Annotated in this window: 10 protein-coding genes; all 10 read right to left on the reverse strand. The window is 42.2% G+C overall.

All coding sequences use genetic code 11. The features are described from left to right. Positions 1-2 precede the first annotated feature (2 nt). The 10 genes from DWX23_RS18960 to DWX23_RS19005 all read right to left on the reverse strand — a co-directional run bounded on the left by DWX23_RS18960 (position 3) and on the right by DWX23_RS19005 (position 18,472). Positions 3-1,532, reverse strand: a complete 1,530-nt coding sequence (locus tag DWX23_RS18960) for a RagB/SusD family nutrient uptake outer membrane protein (RefSeq protein WP_158607096.1) — start codon at positions 1,530-1,532, stop codon at positions 3-5. Positions 1,533-1,561: 29 nt separating this feature from the next. Then, complete coding sequence (locus DWX23_RS18965; protein ID WP_158607097.1) at positions 1,562-4,666, reverse strand: TonB-dependent receptor; 3,105 nt, start codon at positions 4,664-4,666, stop codon at positions 1,562-1,564. A 351-nt stretch (positions 4,667-5,017) separates the two neighbouring features. Next, entirely contained in the window at positions 5,018-6,037 is a 1,020-nt protein-coding gene (locus tag DWX23_RS18970; protein WP_122375604.1) for a FecR domain-containing protein, read from the reverse strand. A gap of 70 nt (positions 6,038-6,107) precedes the next feature. Further along, a complete protein-coding gene (locus DWX23_RS18975) occupies positions 6,108-6,701 on the reverse strand; it encodes an RNA polymerase sigma-70 factor (RefSeq protein WP_122356087.1) in 594 nt (197 codons plus the stop codon). Between the two features lie 191 nt (positions 6,702-6,892). Beyond that, entirely contained in the window at positions 6,893-9,958 is a 3,066-nt protein-coding gene (locus tag DWX23_RS18980; protein WP_122375605.1) for a glycoside hydrolase family 2 TIM barrel-domain containing protein, read from the reverse strand. A gap of 16 nt (positions 9,959-9,974) precedes the next feature. Further along, entirely contained in the window at positions 9,975-11,324 is a 1,350-nt protein-coding gene (locus DWX23_RS18985; protein ID WP_122375606.1) for an alpha-L-fucosidase, read from the reverse strand. A gap of 106 nt (positions 11,325-11,430) precedes the next feature. Beyond that, positions 11,431-13,143 carry a RagB/SusD family nutrient uptake outer membrane protein gene (locus DWX23_RS18990; RefSeq protein ID WP_158607098.1) on the reverse strand — a complete coding sequence of 571 codons (1,713 nt, stop codon included), beginning with the start codon at positions 13,141-13,143 and terminating at the stop codon, positions 11,431-11,433. 19 nt (positions 13,144-13,162) lie between these two features. After that, entirely contained in the window at positions 13,163-16,531 is a 3,369-nt protein-coding gene (locus DWX23_RS18995) for a TonB-dependent receptor (protein WP_158607099.1), read from the reverse strand. Positions 16,532-16,814: 283 nt separating this feature from the next. Next, positions 16,815-17,804 carry a FecR family protein gene (locus DWX23_RS19000; RefSeq protein WP_122375609.1) on the reverse strand — a complete coding sequence of 330 codons (990 nt, stop codon included), beginning with the start codon at positions 17,802-17,804 and terminating at the stop codon, positions 16,815-16,817. 74 nt (positions 17,805-17,878) lie between these two features. Next, on the reverse strand, positions 17,879-18,472 hold the full coding sequence (locus tag DWX23_RS19005; RefSeq protein WP_122375610.1) for an RNA polymerase sigma factor: 594 nt from the start codon (positions 18,470-18,472) through the stop codon (positions 17,879-17,881). Between the last annotated feature and the right edge of the window lie 33 nt (positions 18,473-18,505).

Raw genomic sequence — 18,505 nt, forward strand, 5'->3', positions numbered from 1 at the left:
ATTTAGTATCCGGTATTCTGGTCCAGATTCGGATTGGATGCCAATACGGAAGTTGGGATAGGGAATATCCGTCTGTATTCTTCTCCTTTTGTGGATGGCTTAAAGAGCATAGGGTCTTCAAATTTTCCAAAACGGATCATATCGACACGGCGGTGCATTTCCCAGATCAATTCACGCCCACGTTCTTCATACAGGGATTCCAGGTTTAATGTTGCTGTAGTGAACAACATTTCCGGATTGTTCGGGAAGGCCCGGCTTCTGATCTGGTTCATTAGTTCAACCGCGGTAGAAAGCTCTTTCCCCTGACGGAGTAAAGCCTCCGCTTTCATCATCAATACATCGGCGTATCTGAAAACAACAAAGTCATTGTTTGCCCAACCGCCGATGGCATCTTTATCCGGATAGTATTTGATACAACGTGCTCCGACCAGACGACCTTTGTCGTCAGCTCCTCCAACATCGAATGCATTGAACCCATAAGGATCCAATACAACGTTCACTCCGTTATAGATCATCGGATTTCCCGAAGCGTCATATTGCTGACCATACAGGAATATCTTTTTCCGGATATCGTCATCCGTATAGAAGTCGAAGAAATCCGGAGCTACGCACCAACCGTTGTAAGGAGCCTGCGACAAAGAAAATGTTTTCTGATGACTGAAATGCAATGTGCGAAGGAACCAACGGTTTCCTTTGGCTTTGTTCGCATCAAAAGGAACGGAGAAGATGGGTTCTTTATCTTTTGCACCATTATCCGGTTTAAACATATCGAAATAGTCTCCGAGCTGATATTGATTTAAAGCAATGACTTTGTCACAATAATATTCAGCTTTCTCCCATTGCGGCTTACCGGTATATGTCTCTGCATTCAGGTATAGTTTGGCTGCCAGGGTGTAGGCCATACCTTGTGTGGGACGGCCGTAAGTCTGGTTGTTCGCTTCACTACTCAGGTATTCGGCATTTTCTTCCAGGTCTTTAGCGATAAAATCGAATACTTCCTGACGCGTATTGGCAGACGGTGCGGCAACGCTTTGATCGAACTTTGTCACAATGGGGACTCCACCGAAAGTATCCATCATATAAAAGTAGAACCAGGCTCTCATGACTTTGATCTCTGAGATCGTCTGTATTTTCCCGTCATTGTCAGGTAACGCTTCAAACTGGCTCAATACCTGGTTGCAGGTTCCTATCCCGCTAAAACCAGAGTCCCAAGCATTTTTTATCAGGATATGTGAAGGAGTCCAGATGTGATAGTGCATATCGACATAACGTCCTCCGTCATACCAGTCGCCGCCTCGGGTGGGAACGATGATCTCATCTGTCCCCATCTCCTGCAATTCGTATAGATTGTTATCGAAAAGTTTCTGTGCAGCCACATAAATAGGGCCGGTCATAGATGCATACTGTTCGGGTGAAGAAGGGAAATTCTCATCTGTATAAGATGAATAGACCTTTTCGTCCAGATTGGTACATCCTGTAAAATTCAATGTAAATGCCAGTGCTCCGGCAATGTATATGCAATTTAGTTTCATAACGAATGATTTCATGTGATTAGACAATTTTAAAAACTAATATTTACACCTAACAGGAAAGAACGTGTCTTCGGATAGTAGTTACGATTATCGATACCCGGAGCCAAACCGCTCAGACTCACTTCCGGATCTACACCTGTGTACTTGGTAATGGTAAACAGGTTCTGCCCCGTTACGTAAAGACGTAGCTGACCGATCTCTTTTATGTTCTCCATATTGAACTGATAGCCTAGTGTCAGGTTGTCCAGTTTCAGGAAAGAACCGTTTTCCAACCAGCGGCTGGAGGGTTGCGGAGCTTCCATGATACCGTCTTTTACGGCTTCGTGCGAGATGTTACAAGTCGCTGCCTGGTTCAGTCTGGAAAGGTCGGCACGACTGGCGTTAAAGATTTTATTGCCGGCCATTCCCCGCAAGAAGAAATTCAGATCCCAACGTTTATAACGAAAAGTATTGTTCCAACCGAAAATAACTTTAGGCAGAGCTTTTCCTACTTCTTTATAATCATCCGGCGATTTCAGTTTATCGACTGTCACGATTTCGCCTGCGGCATTTTCGTACAAAGTTTTCTGCTGTTCTTCGTCATAACCGACATATTTAAATGTATAGAATGTACCGATAGGCAATCCCGGTTTGACCAGGGAGACTGTTTGGGCTGTCCATCCTTCCAGTGTCATGGTTCCTTCATATCGTTCGGCGATGGATAAGTTTTCGATATTGCTATCCAGCGATCCGATCTTATTTTTGTTTGAAGAAATATTGAAGTTACTGATCCAACTGAAATCCCGGGTATCTACGGCAACTACATTTGCCATGAATTCAATACCTTTATTGGTCATGCTTGCGCCGTTGGCAAGCAACTGGTTGTATTGGTAAGGAGGAGACGGAACGTTATATTTATACAACATGTCCTTGGTCTCTTTATTATATACTTCCAGACTACCGGAAACTCTGCCGCCGAAAATAGAATAATCGATCCCCACGTTTGTCATGGAGGTACTTTCCCATTTCAGGTCCGGATTCGGATTCTGGGTTACCCCATAACTATTGATCCATTCGTCATTGTAGATGAACTGGCTGGATTGCGGGCCGTAAAGTGTAAGTGATGTGTAAGGATCAATATTCTGATTACCTGATTTACCATAGCCGACTCTCAGTTTTAAATCCTGGAAGAAGGATTGGTTTTCCATAAACTTTTCTCCCGTGATCTTCCATGCTACGGAAACAGAGGGGAACATTGCCCACTTGTTATTGGCTCCGAACTTGGAAGAACCGTCGCGACGTAAAGTTGCCGTTAATAAATACCGGTTATCAAATCCATAATTTACTCTACCGAAGAATGACACCAGTACCGATTGAGTTTTATTCGGGTAGTTCTGGAAATGAATGGCTTTATCTCCGTTACCTACCGATAGGTTATCAGCTCCGGTAGCATCCGAAGTAAAGTAGTTATTGGTTCCCCGTATACCATCGTTGTTGATGATTTTCTGGTATGAATAACCTGCCATTAATTTCATGTCATGTTTTTGGGCAAATGTTTTGGAATAATTGAGGGTTGTCTCTATCAGCTTATCTGTGTTTTTCAGGAATTCACGGATGGCATTTCCTTTACCCAGTACGGAGATATCCGTTGTTTTTTGATAATAGGCCTGATCGTATGTTTCATTCTGTATGGATGCCAACATGTCGAACCTTAAACCATCGATGATATCTAATCCGATCTTACCTATTCCTTGCAGGATGTTACGAGAACGATGGTCGCTCCGTTGTTCCAGGATGGCGACGGGGTTATAATAGGTCATACGTCCCGGTACCTGAAAGTATCCTCCGTATTGTTGGTTGGCAGGATCGTCGGACATGACCGGTGATTCGGGTAACCAGCGGGCTGCGTAATTGAATATACTATAGTCCACATGGTCTGATCCGACGAAACTGCCGGATACGGACAGGCCTATATGAAGGCGGTTGTTCAATGCTTCCTGATCTACACCGATACGGGCAACCAGACGGTCGTAATCACTATGTTTCACAATACCCTGGTTAGACAGATAGTTGACGGATGCATTGTATTTGGTATTCTCGCTACCTCCGACCAGGCTCAGATTATGATTGTGTGAGAAACCGACATTCCGTAATAATTCTTTTTGCCAATCGGTACCGGCGCCATTCCCTTCATCGCTGGCGGCAAGCGACATGCCATGTTCTGCTAAGAATGTACGGTGCTCATCGGCATTCAGTACGTTCACCCGGCCGGATACACTTTCCAATGCTGCATATCCGCTGTAGGTTACCAGAGGTTTTCCTGTACGTCCTTTCCTCGTGGTAACCATGATTACTCCATTCGCCGCGCGGGAGCCGTAAATGGCAGTAGCGGAAGCATCTTTCAAAACGTTCATCGACTCGATATCATCCGGAGATATTAAGTTAATAGACGCTCCGGGTATTCCATCGATTACATAAAAAGGAGCTGTGGATGCTGTTAAGGACGAGGGACCGCGTAATTGCATTGTCACACTACTGTTCGGGTCGCCGCTGCTGCGGTTTACCATTAATCCAGGAACTTTTCCAGCCAGCAACTGATCCGGACTGCGTGAGATTCCTTTATTGAAGTCTTTTGCAGAAATAGACGAGATAGAACCGGTTAAGTCTGATTTTTTAACAGAACCGTAACCGACGACGACTACCTCTTCTATATTTTGATAATCTTCTTTGAGTATAACTGTCAGATCGGACTGTTTTCCTACAGGTATGTTTTGAGCTACATATCCTATATAAGAGACCTGTAGAATTGCGTTACCGGCTGTTTCCAGTTGAAAACGACCATCCATATCGGTAATGATGCCATTGGTCGTCCCTTTTTCTACGATGTTGGCACCGATGATAGGTAAACCGTCGGGATCGGTGACGGTTCCTGTGATTTTCTTTTTATCGGCTTTCGGTTGATTTGAAAGTACGTCTTTCTGAACGATGATGTTCTTATTCTTGATCTCGTATGAAACTTTTTGGTCATGTAGTATTTGTTTTACTACCTGATCTATTGTCCCATCATGTACATCTACCTGAATGACCTTTTTCGTATCTACATCGCCGGAAGCAAAAACAAAGGAATACCCATTTTCTTCCTTCAATGTCTCCATGGCTTTTTTCACTGTCACGTTATTTAATTTGAGGTTGATGTTTTGTGCAAACGCTGTTAAATTAAGGCAAAACACTGCCAGGACCATATATATGGCCTTCTTTTTGATTTTCATAAGTAATTAGAATTAATTGTTTTAAACAAGAAATCTTAATACCGGAAGTAAAGTTTTACTATATTTGTCAATACTTTCGGAAGTTCGCAGAGATGAAGTCCGGAAATTTGAATCGGAAGATTGTGCAGATCTTCCGGTTCTTTTTTATTTCAGACTCTGTTCCTCCATTAATCAGGGTCTTTTCTTTTCATGTAAATTCAATTTTAAAGTTAATAATACAGTTATTGATAAAAGCTTTTATTTTGCGTACAGCTGTACTTCTTTTCCGTTTATTTTATATTCGAGTTTGCCGGTCGAAGCCAACATATCCAATATTTCCTGAATTGTCTGTTCTTTTCGTATAAAGTTTCCGTAAAAACGGAATGTTTTTAAAGACTCGTCTTTTATATAGATCTTTACGTTATAGCTTCTTTCCAGTTCCTTGATGATATCCGGCAATAATTCTTCATCGAAGAAAAGATAACCGTTTGTCCATTCTGCGGTATACCGGGCTTCTGCCGGAGAGATCTTTAATTGGCCGTCTTTTTTATTCAGTATCGCCTTCTGATCGGGTTCCAGATAACACAGGTCATTGTTTTTCAGGTAATTTATCAGGCGGACTTTTCCTTCCAGCAAACTGACTGAAACTTCTTCATCTTCAGGGTAGTTTCTGAAATTGAATTTAGTACCCATCACCCGCAGTTCTAATTCTTTTGTTCTGATTTCAAAAGGTAATTGTTCATTTTTAGTGACTTCAAAATAACCTTCACCTGTTAGTTGCAGCTTTCTTTCTGCAACTCCGAAACCTTGTGAATAAGAGATTTTTGAACCTGCATTCAGCCACACCAATGTTCCGTCCGGGAGGTATAATTTAGTTTTTGAGCCTAAAGGAGCTTCTACTACCATTTCGGCAAATTGTTTCTTTACTTGTTCGGAGCCACTCCAATAAGAGGCAAAGGAAATGATACATAAAAGAGCAATTGCCGCTGCTCCATACATATATCTATGAAGAGAATACCTTTTGGCAACTTTTTTCTCCGATGCCACCTGGGTTTTAGCAAGGAATCGTCGAAAAGCCTTTTCTTTATCGTATCGTATCTCTTCGTTGGCTCCGATCGTCGAGAACCAGACTTCCCGCATCTGTCGGAAATATTTTTGATTTTCCGGAGAGGCTTTGAGCCAATTCTCAAGCTCGGCTAATTCTTCTGTTCCCAAACTTCCTGAAAGGTAATTTGTGATCAGTTCTTCTATCCTGGTATGTATGTTTGTAGGTCTCATTTATCGTCTTCTTGTATATATGACAGTTAGAAAAGGAGAGAGGGTAGTGTGTTCGGACAAATTTTTTAATTTAATTCCAAAAACAGCATATGAGGAGAAGCAAATACTTACTTAAATCTGCATTTAAGCGGGATATTGCGTTTTTGATATGGTATTTTACCGTATTAACAGAGATGCCCAGTTCTTCGGCTATTTGTTCATACCGTTTTTCTTCGAACCTGCTTTTCTTGAATACGACTTTACATTCTTCAGGAAGTCTGTCGATAGCATTCCTGATCTCTTGTTCGAGTTCGTTTTCCAGCAATCGTGCCAGCGGGTAATCGTCGGATGGAAAGACGGAGTTTATCCACTCACCCTGTTGATCGATAACAGAGAAACGGACTTCTCTTTTTTCTCTTTCCAGATTCAGATAGTTTATACAGCGATTGCGGACAGCCTGGACCAGATAGCTGCGCAGGGAAGTGGTAATCTCGATGGTATCTCTTTTCTCCCAAAGATGAAAAATAATATCATCGACAATACTTTCAGCCAGAAAATCATCTTTCAGGAACTCATAGGCAATCTTGCATAACAATACATAATGGTGGTCATATATGTATTTATATGCTTGATTATCTCCTGATTTCAGGGAATGAATCAAATGTAGTTCTTTCTCTTTTTCCATATAGATCTTCTTTCTCCCTGTTTCTGAAAGATGCGTTGTCGCAAATATACACGATTTATATAAATCTCAGTTAGTATTTGGAGAAAGAGGTAGGTCTTTTTTTATTTAGACCTAGGTGTAAACAAAATTAGACGCACCTCTAAATCAATTTGGAGGTACGTCTAATTAAAAAAAGAGAAGGTACCTTTTAATTACTGATTAAAAGGTTTTATAATAAAGTTCAGTTCATATTGATTCTCTTTCAGCAGATACTTATCCATCGGGAGAGATCCCCAGGTATCTATACAGCCTAATCCCATCTGTTTCAGGTCTATGGATACGGTCGTTGTCGGACGGGGAGATATTTCCAGACCATGACGTTGTTTCTTTGCCGGACTGTCATCCAAATCCTTTGTGGTGGAATGTAGAGCACTGGCATTGAACGGCTGGCCGGAATACAGGCAGATACCCTGGTTGTTTTGATGCTTTAGCTTGAACCATCTGATGTCACTTTTATTTCCGGTTTCCTGAGGACGGATATAAGGATAATACTGGTCGCAGACTTTTTGATCATATACATTGACAAACGAACTAAGTTTTCTGTCGGCATAATTTTCGATGGGACCCCTGCCATAAAACTCGATGTTTTCAAATCCGGGACATAGAATCATCTGCATGCCGAACCGTGGCAAGAATGAATCATCCTTTTTTTCTTTTATGGATAGAGATTGCGAAATGGCGATTTCTCCGGCAGAATTGATCCGATAACTAATTGCCAGATCGGCACCACATTCCGGCAGGTGATACTCAGTCTGGACTTCAATAATGCCATTTTTTTCTTCCGGATGGAAAGAGGTTAACTCCATTTGAGGTTCGCGCCACATATTGAGCTTGGCAGGAAGTCCGGCTCCGAAGTCATTATCGGTTGGGGCTCTCCAAAAGTTCGGTTTGACGAAGGTTCCATCTTTCAAAAACTCCTTTCCTTTATAGGAATAACCACTTACTAATCCGTTCTTTTTATTGAAACGGATGACCGTAGTCGGAGATATAACCTCTAATGCGTATCTGGTATCGTATAACTCCGGCTGGCAACTGTTTGGGATCGAATTATTTGTATTCCAGTCGTAAGGGGTTATTTCCAGCTGCTGTTTAGCAAGGGTATGTCCTGCCTGTAACAATGATTTCGATTCTTTTAATTTGTAGTAAAGATTCAGAAACTGTTCCTTACCATGATCTTCTATCCGATAGTTCAAGTCCAGTATTTGCTTTTCCTGTGGCTGAATATTCAGATTAGTGACTACTCCCTGCTTGATGATCACACCTTCCTTCTGTATTTGCCATTCCAGGTATACGTTGTTTAGATCGGTGAAGAAGTTTTCATTGAATACGCTGATTTTTCCTTCCCGTATATTTTCCGGCGTAGACCAGATGGATTGGTGGACCATACGCACCTCGTCAGCATGAGGGTTAGGATTACGGTCGGGACTGAACAAACCGTTACAGTTGAAGTTATTATCTGATGGCAGCTCCTTCCCGAAATCACCTCCGTATGCATAGGTCATTTTTCCATTCCGGTATGAACGGATACCCTGATCGGCGAAGTCCCAGATATATCCTCCCTGTAAATTATCGTATTTGCGGTACAGATCCCAATACTCTTTGAATCCTCCCATGGAATTGCCCATTGCATGTGCATATTCACATTGTATTAAAGGCTTTTTTTCAACTGATTTGCCGTAATTCTCCAAAGTCCAGTAGTCTATGTAGAAGGGACAATAAATATCTGTATGGTCTTTCTGTCCGGCCCGTTGGTATTGGATAGGACGTGAACTGTCGATTTTTTTCATCTCCTTGTAACTTTCAATGAAATTCATGCCATCTCCCGATTCATTTCCCATAGACCAGATAATAATGGAAGGAACATTTTTATCCCGTTCTACCATGCGGGTCGTACGTTCGATATGAGTATTCATCCATTCTTTCATATCTGCTATTTTCTCATAACCGTGTGCTTCGATATTCGCTTCATCCAATACATAGATACCATACTGGTCACAAAGTTCATATAGATAAGGATCATTGGGATAATGGGATGTTCTAACGGCATTGATATTATATTCTTTCATTAACCTGACATCCTCTTCCATCCGTTTACGGGATACGTGATAACCGCCGTCAGGATCCATTTCGTGACGGTTTACTCCTTTGATCAGGATGGCTTTTCCGTTGACCAGCAGTTGGCCTTCTTTTATTTCCACCCGTTTGAATCCGATGCGTTGCGGTATACATTCCAAAAGAGTCCCTTTAGAATTATATAAAGATATATATAATGTATATAAGTCCGGTTGTTCGGCACTCCAGGGATTGACTTCCGTCAGCGTTGTTTCTACCAGAAGATTTTTTTGAGCATCTTTCTCTTCTTTCCATAGAACATCATTATTCCTGTTTTTTAATTCGAAAAGAATTTTGGAACCGGAAACAGGACTGGATAACGATGTCTTTACAGATAAGGAGCCTTTTTTGTTATCTTCCCCCAAAGTAGCCGTAACATGGAAATCCCTTATGTATTCTTTATTCCTGGCATATAGGTAAACATCGCGGGAGATACCCGTAAAGCGCCAGAAATCCTGGCATTCGACATATTTCCCGTCACACCAACGGAATATCTGGAAAGCGATCAGGTTTTCTCCTTTTTTGATGTAGGGAGTAATGTTAAATTCGGCTTCCAGTTTACTGTCTTCACTATATCCAACAAACTTACCGTTTATCCAGACATAGATATTCGGGGATACGGCTCCCAGGTGCAGGAACACTTCCTGTCCCGACCAGTTTTCGGGAAGATTGATTGTACGGCGGTAGGAGCCGACATGATTGTTCTTTTCCGGTGTAACGGGAGGTTCGGGTTTCATAAGATAATCCCATTCGTAATGCTGATTCACATATAGAGGATCGCCATATCCATGCATTTCCCAGATTCCCGGAACTTCTATCTGATCCCATGCTTTGTCATCGTAGCTGGTTCTGAAAAAGTCCGTAGGACGCTCCGTCAGGTTCGGAACCCATTGAAAACGCCACATACCGTTCAGAGACAAGAATTTGTCTGATTTATCTTTAATCCCGGCGATTGCTTTTTCTTTGTTCTCGTAAGCGAAATAAGAAGCATGCATCGGTGCGCGGTTTATGCTGTTTACAGAAGGGTCTTTCCATTCGGTAAAATTTTGTCCCATACTTGCTAACGGGTAAAGGACAGTTGCAACAAAAAGAAGTATTTTCTTCATATTGAATAATTAATGGTTACCAGATAAGTTTTACTGTATCAACCATACGAGAACGCATGGCTGGAGGAATTTGTATGTGTACTTCTCCGTTGATGAAGGAAAAGGGGACCGAAGCTCCTGTACGCAATAATATGGCTCGTTCAGGAGACGACTTTACATCTTTCAGGATAATTCTCTTGTGGAAGTTCGGGAAAGCATGTACATAGACAATGCCTTTTTTCAAGGTAGTCGGCTGATTGGCTTTTTCCGGAAAGGAACCACCGGTCACATTATAAACGGACTCACCGGAATGAGCCATCCAATTCCCGATCTCTTTCCAGGCGAGTGATGCCTCGTCAGGTATGGAACCGTCTGCACAAGGTCCGATATTTGCCAGGAAATTACCACCCCAGGCACGCAGTATGATCAGTTTTTCTATTACATCGGCCCCGCTGTCCATACGGTCGCTCGAAGAATAGCTCCACCAGCGGCTGGGCCAGCACGGATCGTTCGTTTCGAACCAACCTGTAAATCTTTTGGTGGGGAGAGAACCTTCCGAGTCTCCATAGTCGCCGGGTTCTCCGTTTCGGCGGTTGATGACGATACCCGGTTGTAATTTCCGGACCTCATCGTTTGAAATTTCTCCGCTTCCTCCGTCAAACCAGAACAGGTCGATCCTTCCGTATTGAGTAAGTAATTCCCTCATTTGGTTGGCAACCATCGTTCTTCTTTTCTGGTCGTGGTCGGCAGGTTTGGCTGGCAACCGCGAGATTACCTGATGATTGATGTCCATTACTGTTTTTCCTGAGTAATCCCAATTTATATAAGGTGCGTCAAAATACCAATCGGGCGGCGAATAGTATAACCCTACTTTTAATCCATATTTATGGCAGGCATCTGTAAACTCTTTCACTAGGTCTCTTCCTTTCATCTTTTGTTTTACCCCCAGTTCCCCATATTTACTGGGCCACAGCGTATAACCGTCGTGATGTTTGGTGGTGAATACAATGTATTTGAAACCTGCCTTTTTTGCGTTGCTAACAATTTCTTCTGCATTGAATTTTGTCGGATTCCATTGATCGGCAAGTTCCCAGTAAGCAGCAGGTGTTATTTCTCCGTCTTCCCAGGATTTATTGGCATACATACCCCAGGAGAGGTCTATTCCTCCGTGAACCGCAGCAAGACCGAAATGTATAAATAATCCGAATCCGTCTTCCGGAAACCATTGTGCATCCGGGTGCGTATTTCTGGTCGATACAGATACACCGGCCTGGGCTGAATTTTGTCCCAGGATCGTATGTTGTGCAGCGGCAACATCGTCAGTCTGGGCAAATGCCAGTAATCCGGCACAACATAATAGAAGTGCCAGTAAATGTTTTATTTTCATATGACCTTTGTAATCTTTGCCTTTTATTAAAAAAGATCGGGAGTATTTATCTTTCTTTTATAAGGAAACCAAATACTCCCGAACATATTCTGTTATGATTTTACAATTACCATCCCGGACTTTGTTTCAGGTTGGTATTCATAGTCACTTGATCCAACGGCAGCGGCATATAGTAATGTTTCTCTTCATTGAAAGTGAAACCTTGCGGGTATTTAGACTGATAAACATCTATATAGCCATTTTTGTCCAGGGTAATACTGAAATCGGTTGTCGACGTGTCACCGTGTTTCCGTGCTTTTACTTCCGGATACTGGCTTTGTACGAAATGCATTCCCAGAAAAGGTCTTTCCAACAGCTTTCCGCATTTCCAACGCATCAGGTCGTCATAGCGGTATCCTTCACATGCCAGTTCGACACGGCGTTCACGACGGATTTCACGGATCAGGTTCGACACATTAGGATACAACTCTTTGATAACCGGGTCCTCGAATCCTACGTTTACGGAGAGATGAGGCATTCCGGCACGATCTCTTAATACATTGATTGTTTTATCCAGTACAGTCTGATCGCACAAACCTAATTCAGCAGCAGCTTCCGCATAGATCAATAATGTTTCTGCATAGCGGAATACTGGAGCATCCGTATAGTTGCGTGCATTCATCAACACCTGGTCTTCGCGGTAGTATTTCAGCAACTGATACCCCGTAGAGGTATTGTTGCTGGCTGTTCCCGGGATACCCGGTTTGCCGATATTCGCCTGATGTTGTGTGGTTCCCGGATAGATACATATCTGTTGTAAACGCGGGTCGCGGTCTTTCAGTTCATCCTGCATTGTTTCATCCGAATAGTCTTTATTCAATGCAACAGGTGTTCCGTCTGCACATAAGAAACTTTCAATAAGGCTTTTTGTCATGCTTCCGGCTGTGGCACACACCATGTTGTGAGTCAGTTTATCCAATACATAATGGCGGTAAAAGATCATTTCGGGATTACCGTCCAGATCATCCTGGATAAAAAGATCCTGATAATCCTTTTGCGGGTTACCGGTAGTGTATAGCGCATAACGTTTGGATTCCACCAGCTCTTTGGCTGCGGCAAGTGCTTCACGTAACATCTCTTCTTCCTGTCCCAAGCCGTGATATTTTCTGAAAGAACCTTCATACAGACAAAAACGGGCTTTGAATGCCAATGCAACATCTTTGTTTATTTTGGCAGTGGCTTCTTTCCCTTTCTCCGGCAAGTATTGTATGGCAAAATTGATATCGGCAAGTACCGAATCGACTACATCGAACCGCGGCATCTGGCTACTGTATAATAACTCTTCGTCATTGACCGTTAAATCCTTATTGATCCAGGGAACATTACCATAAGCCTTAATTTTAGGAAGGTAAATATAAGCTCTGAAAAAACGGGCTTCAGCCTGATACTGGGCCAGGACTTCCGGACTGACATCGGCTCTGGAGCATCTTGCCAGGAAATAGTTTACATTTCTGAGTGTTTCCCACTGCCAGATCTTTCCTATATCGCCGTCTGAATTGGAGTTGGGGACTAAGTGTAGTCCGGCGGCAACATTATTCGCTGTGCTGGGAGCCATATTGTCGGACATCTCATCGCGGGAAAGCATTTCTGCCTTTTCAAAGTTTTTCCCGTATCCTTCCAGTAAAGGATAGAAAGATAAGCTATAGGTATTTAAATCGTTTTCCGTCTGGAAATACTTGTCTTCGCTTAATTTGTCCAAAGGACTTTTATCTAAAAAGCTATCGTTACAACTTGTTATCAGTAACAGACTGAGTACTGATGTCAGAATATTTTTTTTCATATATAGTGATCTCCTAAAATTACAAATTAACTTGAATACCAAAAGAGAAACTTCTGTAGAACGGATATGCATCACCGGCAGATTTTGTTGTTTCCGGGTCAAATGTTTTTACCATCGGTGTGCATTCGAACAGGTTCTGTCCGCTGACGTAAAGACGTATCTTGTCGAATAGAATCTTTTTAGTCAGTTGTGCAGGCAATGTATAACCGACTGTCAGGTTTTTCAATCGGATATAAGCCGCATTCTGGATATAGCGGCTTTGTACCAGTGAGTTGTAACTTGCGTTTTTGATAGAAGGATAATAAGCATCTCGTCTATCTTCTCTCCATGTGTTTTCATACAGTTCCCTGGTAATTTGAGTACTACCTTGTTTGATAGGGCCCCAGAATAGGAAGTTGGTAAATTCCATATCTCGTTTTCCTACACCCTGGAAGAAGATGTTCAGGTCGAATCCCTTATATTCCAAGTTACCGTTGATACCATACATGAATCTGGGGTTTCTGTTACCGATTACTTTCTGGTCGCCGGGATTAGTGGCAGTTCCTTCTCCGTAAGTGATTTTGCCGTCTCCGTCCAGGTCTTTATATCTGACGTCTCCCGGTTCCCATTTTCCGGAATATAAAGCACTTTGGTCGGGGCCGGCTTTTACTTCTTCTTCCGACTGGTAGATTCCGTCTGTGTCAAAGCCCCAGATTTCACCCAATGTCTGTCCTACGTAATACCGTTCGTTGTTGGCATTATCTTTACCGAACAGTTTTTTCTCGTTAGAGGAGAATTTAGTGATCTTGGAGAAGTTATCCGCCAGGTTGAAACTGATATCGTAACGTAATCCGTTTTTAAGCTCGTCTCTCCAGGTTAGGGATAATTCCCATCCTTTTGTTTCAAGATCGGCCGCATTTGTTTTAGGAGGTGTAGCTCCCAGGATATCCGGCAATGACAGACCGGCAGTTAACATGTCAGTTGTTTTACGGTTGTAGACATCAAAAGTTCCGCTTAATTTAGAGAAGAGGGCGATGTCCAAGCCGACGTTGATAGTCGTTGTTTTCTCCCAGGTCGGTGTGAAGTTTACCAGGTCACCCACTTTGACACCTGTAGGACGGTCTATGTTCTGCCCTGAGCCGAATAACCAGTCGATCTTTTCACTTTTCAGCAAAGAATAGAATAAAGTATTACTAACCTGCTGGTTACCGAGCGTACCGTAAGATAATCTGATTTTCATATCGTCGATAACACTTTTCGTATTGCTCATAAATGCTTCTTCTGAAATTCTCCATGCACCGGAGAAAGAAGGGAAGAATTTATATCGGTAATCTTTGGGGAATTTGGATGAACCGTCATAGCGTCCGTTTACTTCGAACAAGTAACGTTGTTTCCAGTTGTATCCCAGACGGAAGAATGCACCTCTTATCGCTTCGTGGCTATGTTCGCCGGTGGCGTATTCACTTCCGGTTCCTAAGTTGATTTCCGGGATATTTTCACTGATCAGATCTTTTCTTGTGGATTTGTGGTATTGATCTTCTTTCCATTCCTGGTTGAAACCTAATAATGCAGTGAAATTATGGTCACGGATCGATTTATCGTATTGGGTAAATACATTAAATATGTATTGATCGTTATGTTTGGATTCCATATCGATACCTGTATCGTCCTTGATCCAGTACTGATCCTCTCTTTCTGCAGCTTCCGTTACTTTGGTCAGGTGCGATTTCTTTAATTCTGAATAACGGTTATAGGAAAAGTCTGATTTTACAAACCATCCCGGCATAAGATTCAATGTAGCATTGAATGAGATCCAGTTGTCCATCTTATCTGTCAGACGACGACCTGCCTGGGCCAGATAGGCTGTGACCTGCCCCATATAGTGACCGTCTTCGCGCTGTATCGGGCGGTAGGGAGGAGTTCCGGGCAATGAATACCAGATTGAGCCGATATTGTCTCTGACATGCGGTTCGTCGATATTACCTTTATTCAGTTTATATGAACCACCGACGGATAAATATTTATTGATTTCGGTGTTAATGCTCATATTGATATTGTATTGTTTATAATCGTCCGGATTCAGTTTGATCAATCCGTTCTCGTTCATATATCCGGCAGACAGATAGAAATTAGTCTTTTCCGTTCCTCTTGAAACACTTAGTGTATGTTTTTGTCTGGGAGATGCATTTCTCAATACTGCGTCATAGTAATTTTCATTGTCACAGTAATAAAGCAGGCCGTCTATATTCAGCGTCAACGGATTATTGGCGGGATCTTCCATTCTTTTACGTACAGCTTCCATCCAGAAATCCTGATATGGTCTTGAACCGATACCATTTGTTCTTTCGGATGATTCATTGTTGGCCTCCATATATTCCAATGTGTTTACCATATCTGGGATACGAGTCGGCTTACTCCATTGGATATTGTTGGTGTATGAAACGCGGACTTTTCCGTCTTTATTGTTTTTTCCACTTTTGGTGGTAACAAGAATGACACCGGCAGAGGCACGTGCGCCGTAGATAGCGGCAGAAGCGGCATCTTTTAAGACAGATAATGATTCGATGTCTTCCGGATTTAACAAGTTTATATCCATAGGTACACCGTCGACCAGGCAAAGTGGATTGGAATCATTCAATGAAACCTTACCACGGATGTTGAATGTTGCTGCTTTACCCGGACTACCGTCACCCAGGTCTACGTTCAGGTTGGGAACAACGCCTTGTAACCCCTGACCTACGCTCGTGATCGGACGGCTATCCAATGTTTTAGCTGTAACCTGTGTCACAGCACCGGTCAGATTGACTTTCTTTTGTACGCCATAACCAACCACAACGATCTCTTCAAGAGCCTGCTGGTCTTCCTTCAACTGAATGGCTAGTAAATTCTGATTATTAACAGGAACTTCAGATGATTTGTAGCCGATGTATGAAACCTGTAGTACTGCATTGTCAGGCACTTCAAAGTCGAAATGACCATCGATATCCGTGATCGTACCTGTTGTGGTCCCTTTGATCACGACATTAGCGCCGATAATAGGTTCACCTCTACTGTCCGTAACAGTTCCGGCTATCTGTTTCTTTTGTTGGGCAGCAGCAGGTGTTGCAGTTACAGTCCGTTTTTCGAACAAATAGATTTTATTGTTTTTGATCTCGTAATTCAGATTGGTATTAGCAACCAGTTTTTCTAGGACCGAAGCAACATCTGCATCTTCAACCTGAATACTTACCTTTCTGTCCAGATTGACGATCTGCTTACTGTATGCTATGCTCAAGCCAGTCTGTTTGGTGATGACAGATAACACTTTCTCAACCTTGACGTTGTTGAGTGACATAGAAACCCGCTGAGCAGAAGCTTCTGCTGTAAAAGTTAACAAGGAGATGACCAGAAATAAGAATGTCAGTTTCATTGCATTCGGGATTTTCTCAATTAATATTAAAAGGTGCCTGGGGATGAGGCACGAACAATTTTTTTTCATACTTTTGAAATGAATTTATGTATTAGAAATTAATTTGAATTTCGGTACGCGGATAACCGGGAATGTGGGGACATTTCCGGTTATTTTTTGAGTTTGTTATGTTGTGTCGTTCATGTATGCTCTCTATTTTTAAAGGTTAAACAAGTTGATGATCTCTCTTTATATAGTAGACACACGGTGGCAGAAAAAGTATGAGTGAAAAATGTAAAAAGTTTTATTTTTTTCGTTCTATTCTTATAATACCTTCTTCTTCAATGAATTGTACCGGAGTTATTTTCTCGAGATCTTTAAAGATTTGTTTGATATCCTGGTCTGTCGAGGTTAATGTATAGTTGTAATAGAGCACCGATGAGTCGGCAATTGTGAATTCCACATTATACCAGCGTGACAAGGTTGCTATGACTTCAGATAAGGGAGTATTATTGAATATAATCTGATTATTCTTCCAGGCAGAAGTGTGCTCTATGTTTTCCGGGCGGGATATTTTACAAACGCCGCTTTTCCGGTTGTACGTTGCTTTCTCTCCCGGTTTCATATGAGCTAATGAACTGGAATTGTTTGCCAGTACCACTTTCCCTGTTTCCAGAGTAACAAAGATATCCGGATCGGTTGCGTATGCCTTTACATCGAATGTGGTACCCAGTACTTTAACATTGACATCTTTCATATCGACAATGAACGGGCGGTCCTTGTTCGGGGAAACCTCGAAGAATGCTTCCCCTTCCAACTCCACTTTACGCTCGGAAAAGCCGAATTTCCGGGGATATTTAATACGTGTTTCGGCATTGAGGGTGGCTCGCGAACCATCCTGGAAGATCAGTTGCATGCGTTCACCTTTAGGTACATATATTTCTTCGTAACCAGAATCGGTGAAAAGATCGATACGTTTATCTATGTACCAGAATTGCCCGAGGAACAACAGTAATGGAATGAGAATGGCGGCTGCACGGAAAATGATCCGTTTTCTTTGTTGCAGGTGGATTTTCTTCATGATGAACCGGTACATTTCGTCTGTAGGAATGGACCGTTCTGCATACAGTTCTTCGTTGCCGGGCTGTATCTTTTCCATATCTTCATCCATTAGCGACGACAAATATCGAGAGCCTTCGGGAGTGGAGAACCAGCGGATTACCTGGCGTGCTTCTTCCGGAGTGGCGGTATTGTCGAGTGTTCTGTCGATGATATGTTTATCTGGTGTTTTCATTTTCTTATTCCTGTTTTCTTAATTGACACATAACTGGACTGTTGGTATGAGTCTCTATTATTCTTTTTTCTTTTTTAGGAGAAAAGGGAGAAGAGTAATAGGATTAACAACTTCTCGAAATGTTCCCTGAGCAGTTTGATGGCCTGAGAATAATGGGTTTTGACTGTCGGTATCGATATCTGCATTTTTTCAGCAATCTCCTGATTGGATAATCCTTTTTTCAGTTTGTACAGACAGACGGCTCTCTTCTGTTCCGGCAGGTCGCCGATAGCCCGGTATAACTGTTCGTTCATTTCTTTTTCTTCCAGTCTCTCCAGTATTTCGTTTTCATACTCGATTGTCTCTTGTGCCAGTTCATAATTTTTTTCTAACGCACTATAGTTATTCCTGATCTCGTTCAACAGATAGTTTTTCAACATGGTGTACAGGTAATTTCTTAGGTTGATCTGAATGTTGAGAAGTGTACGCGACTCCCAAAGTTTCAGGAATATTTGCTGGACGGCATCTTTGGCGGTATCGTTATCCTTTAAATATTTGAAAGCAACGACATAAAGCAATTTATGATACCGTTCATAGATCGTAGTAAAGGCCCTCTCATTTCCTTTTTGCAAAAGAATAAGTAACTCGTCATCGGTTTGCCCGGATATGGAGAGGAACCGCTTGTGCATATAATAGTATCTCTTTTAGATTTTATGCAAATA

It is taken from the genome of Parabacteroides sp. AF18-52 (genome assembly GCF_003479145.1).
In the GTDB taxonomy this organism is placed as follows: Bacteria; Bacteroidota; Bacteroidia; order Bacteroidales; family Tannerellaceae; genus Parabacteroides; species Parabacteroides faecis.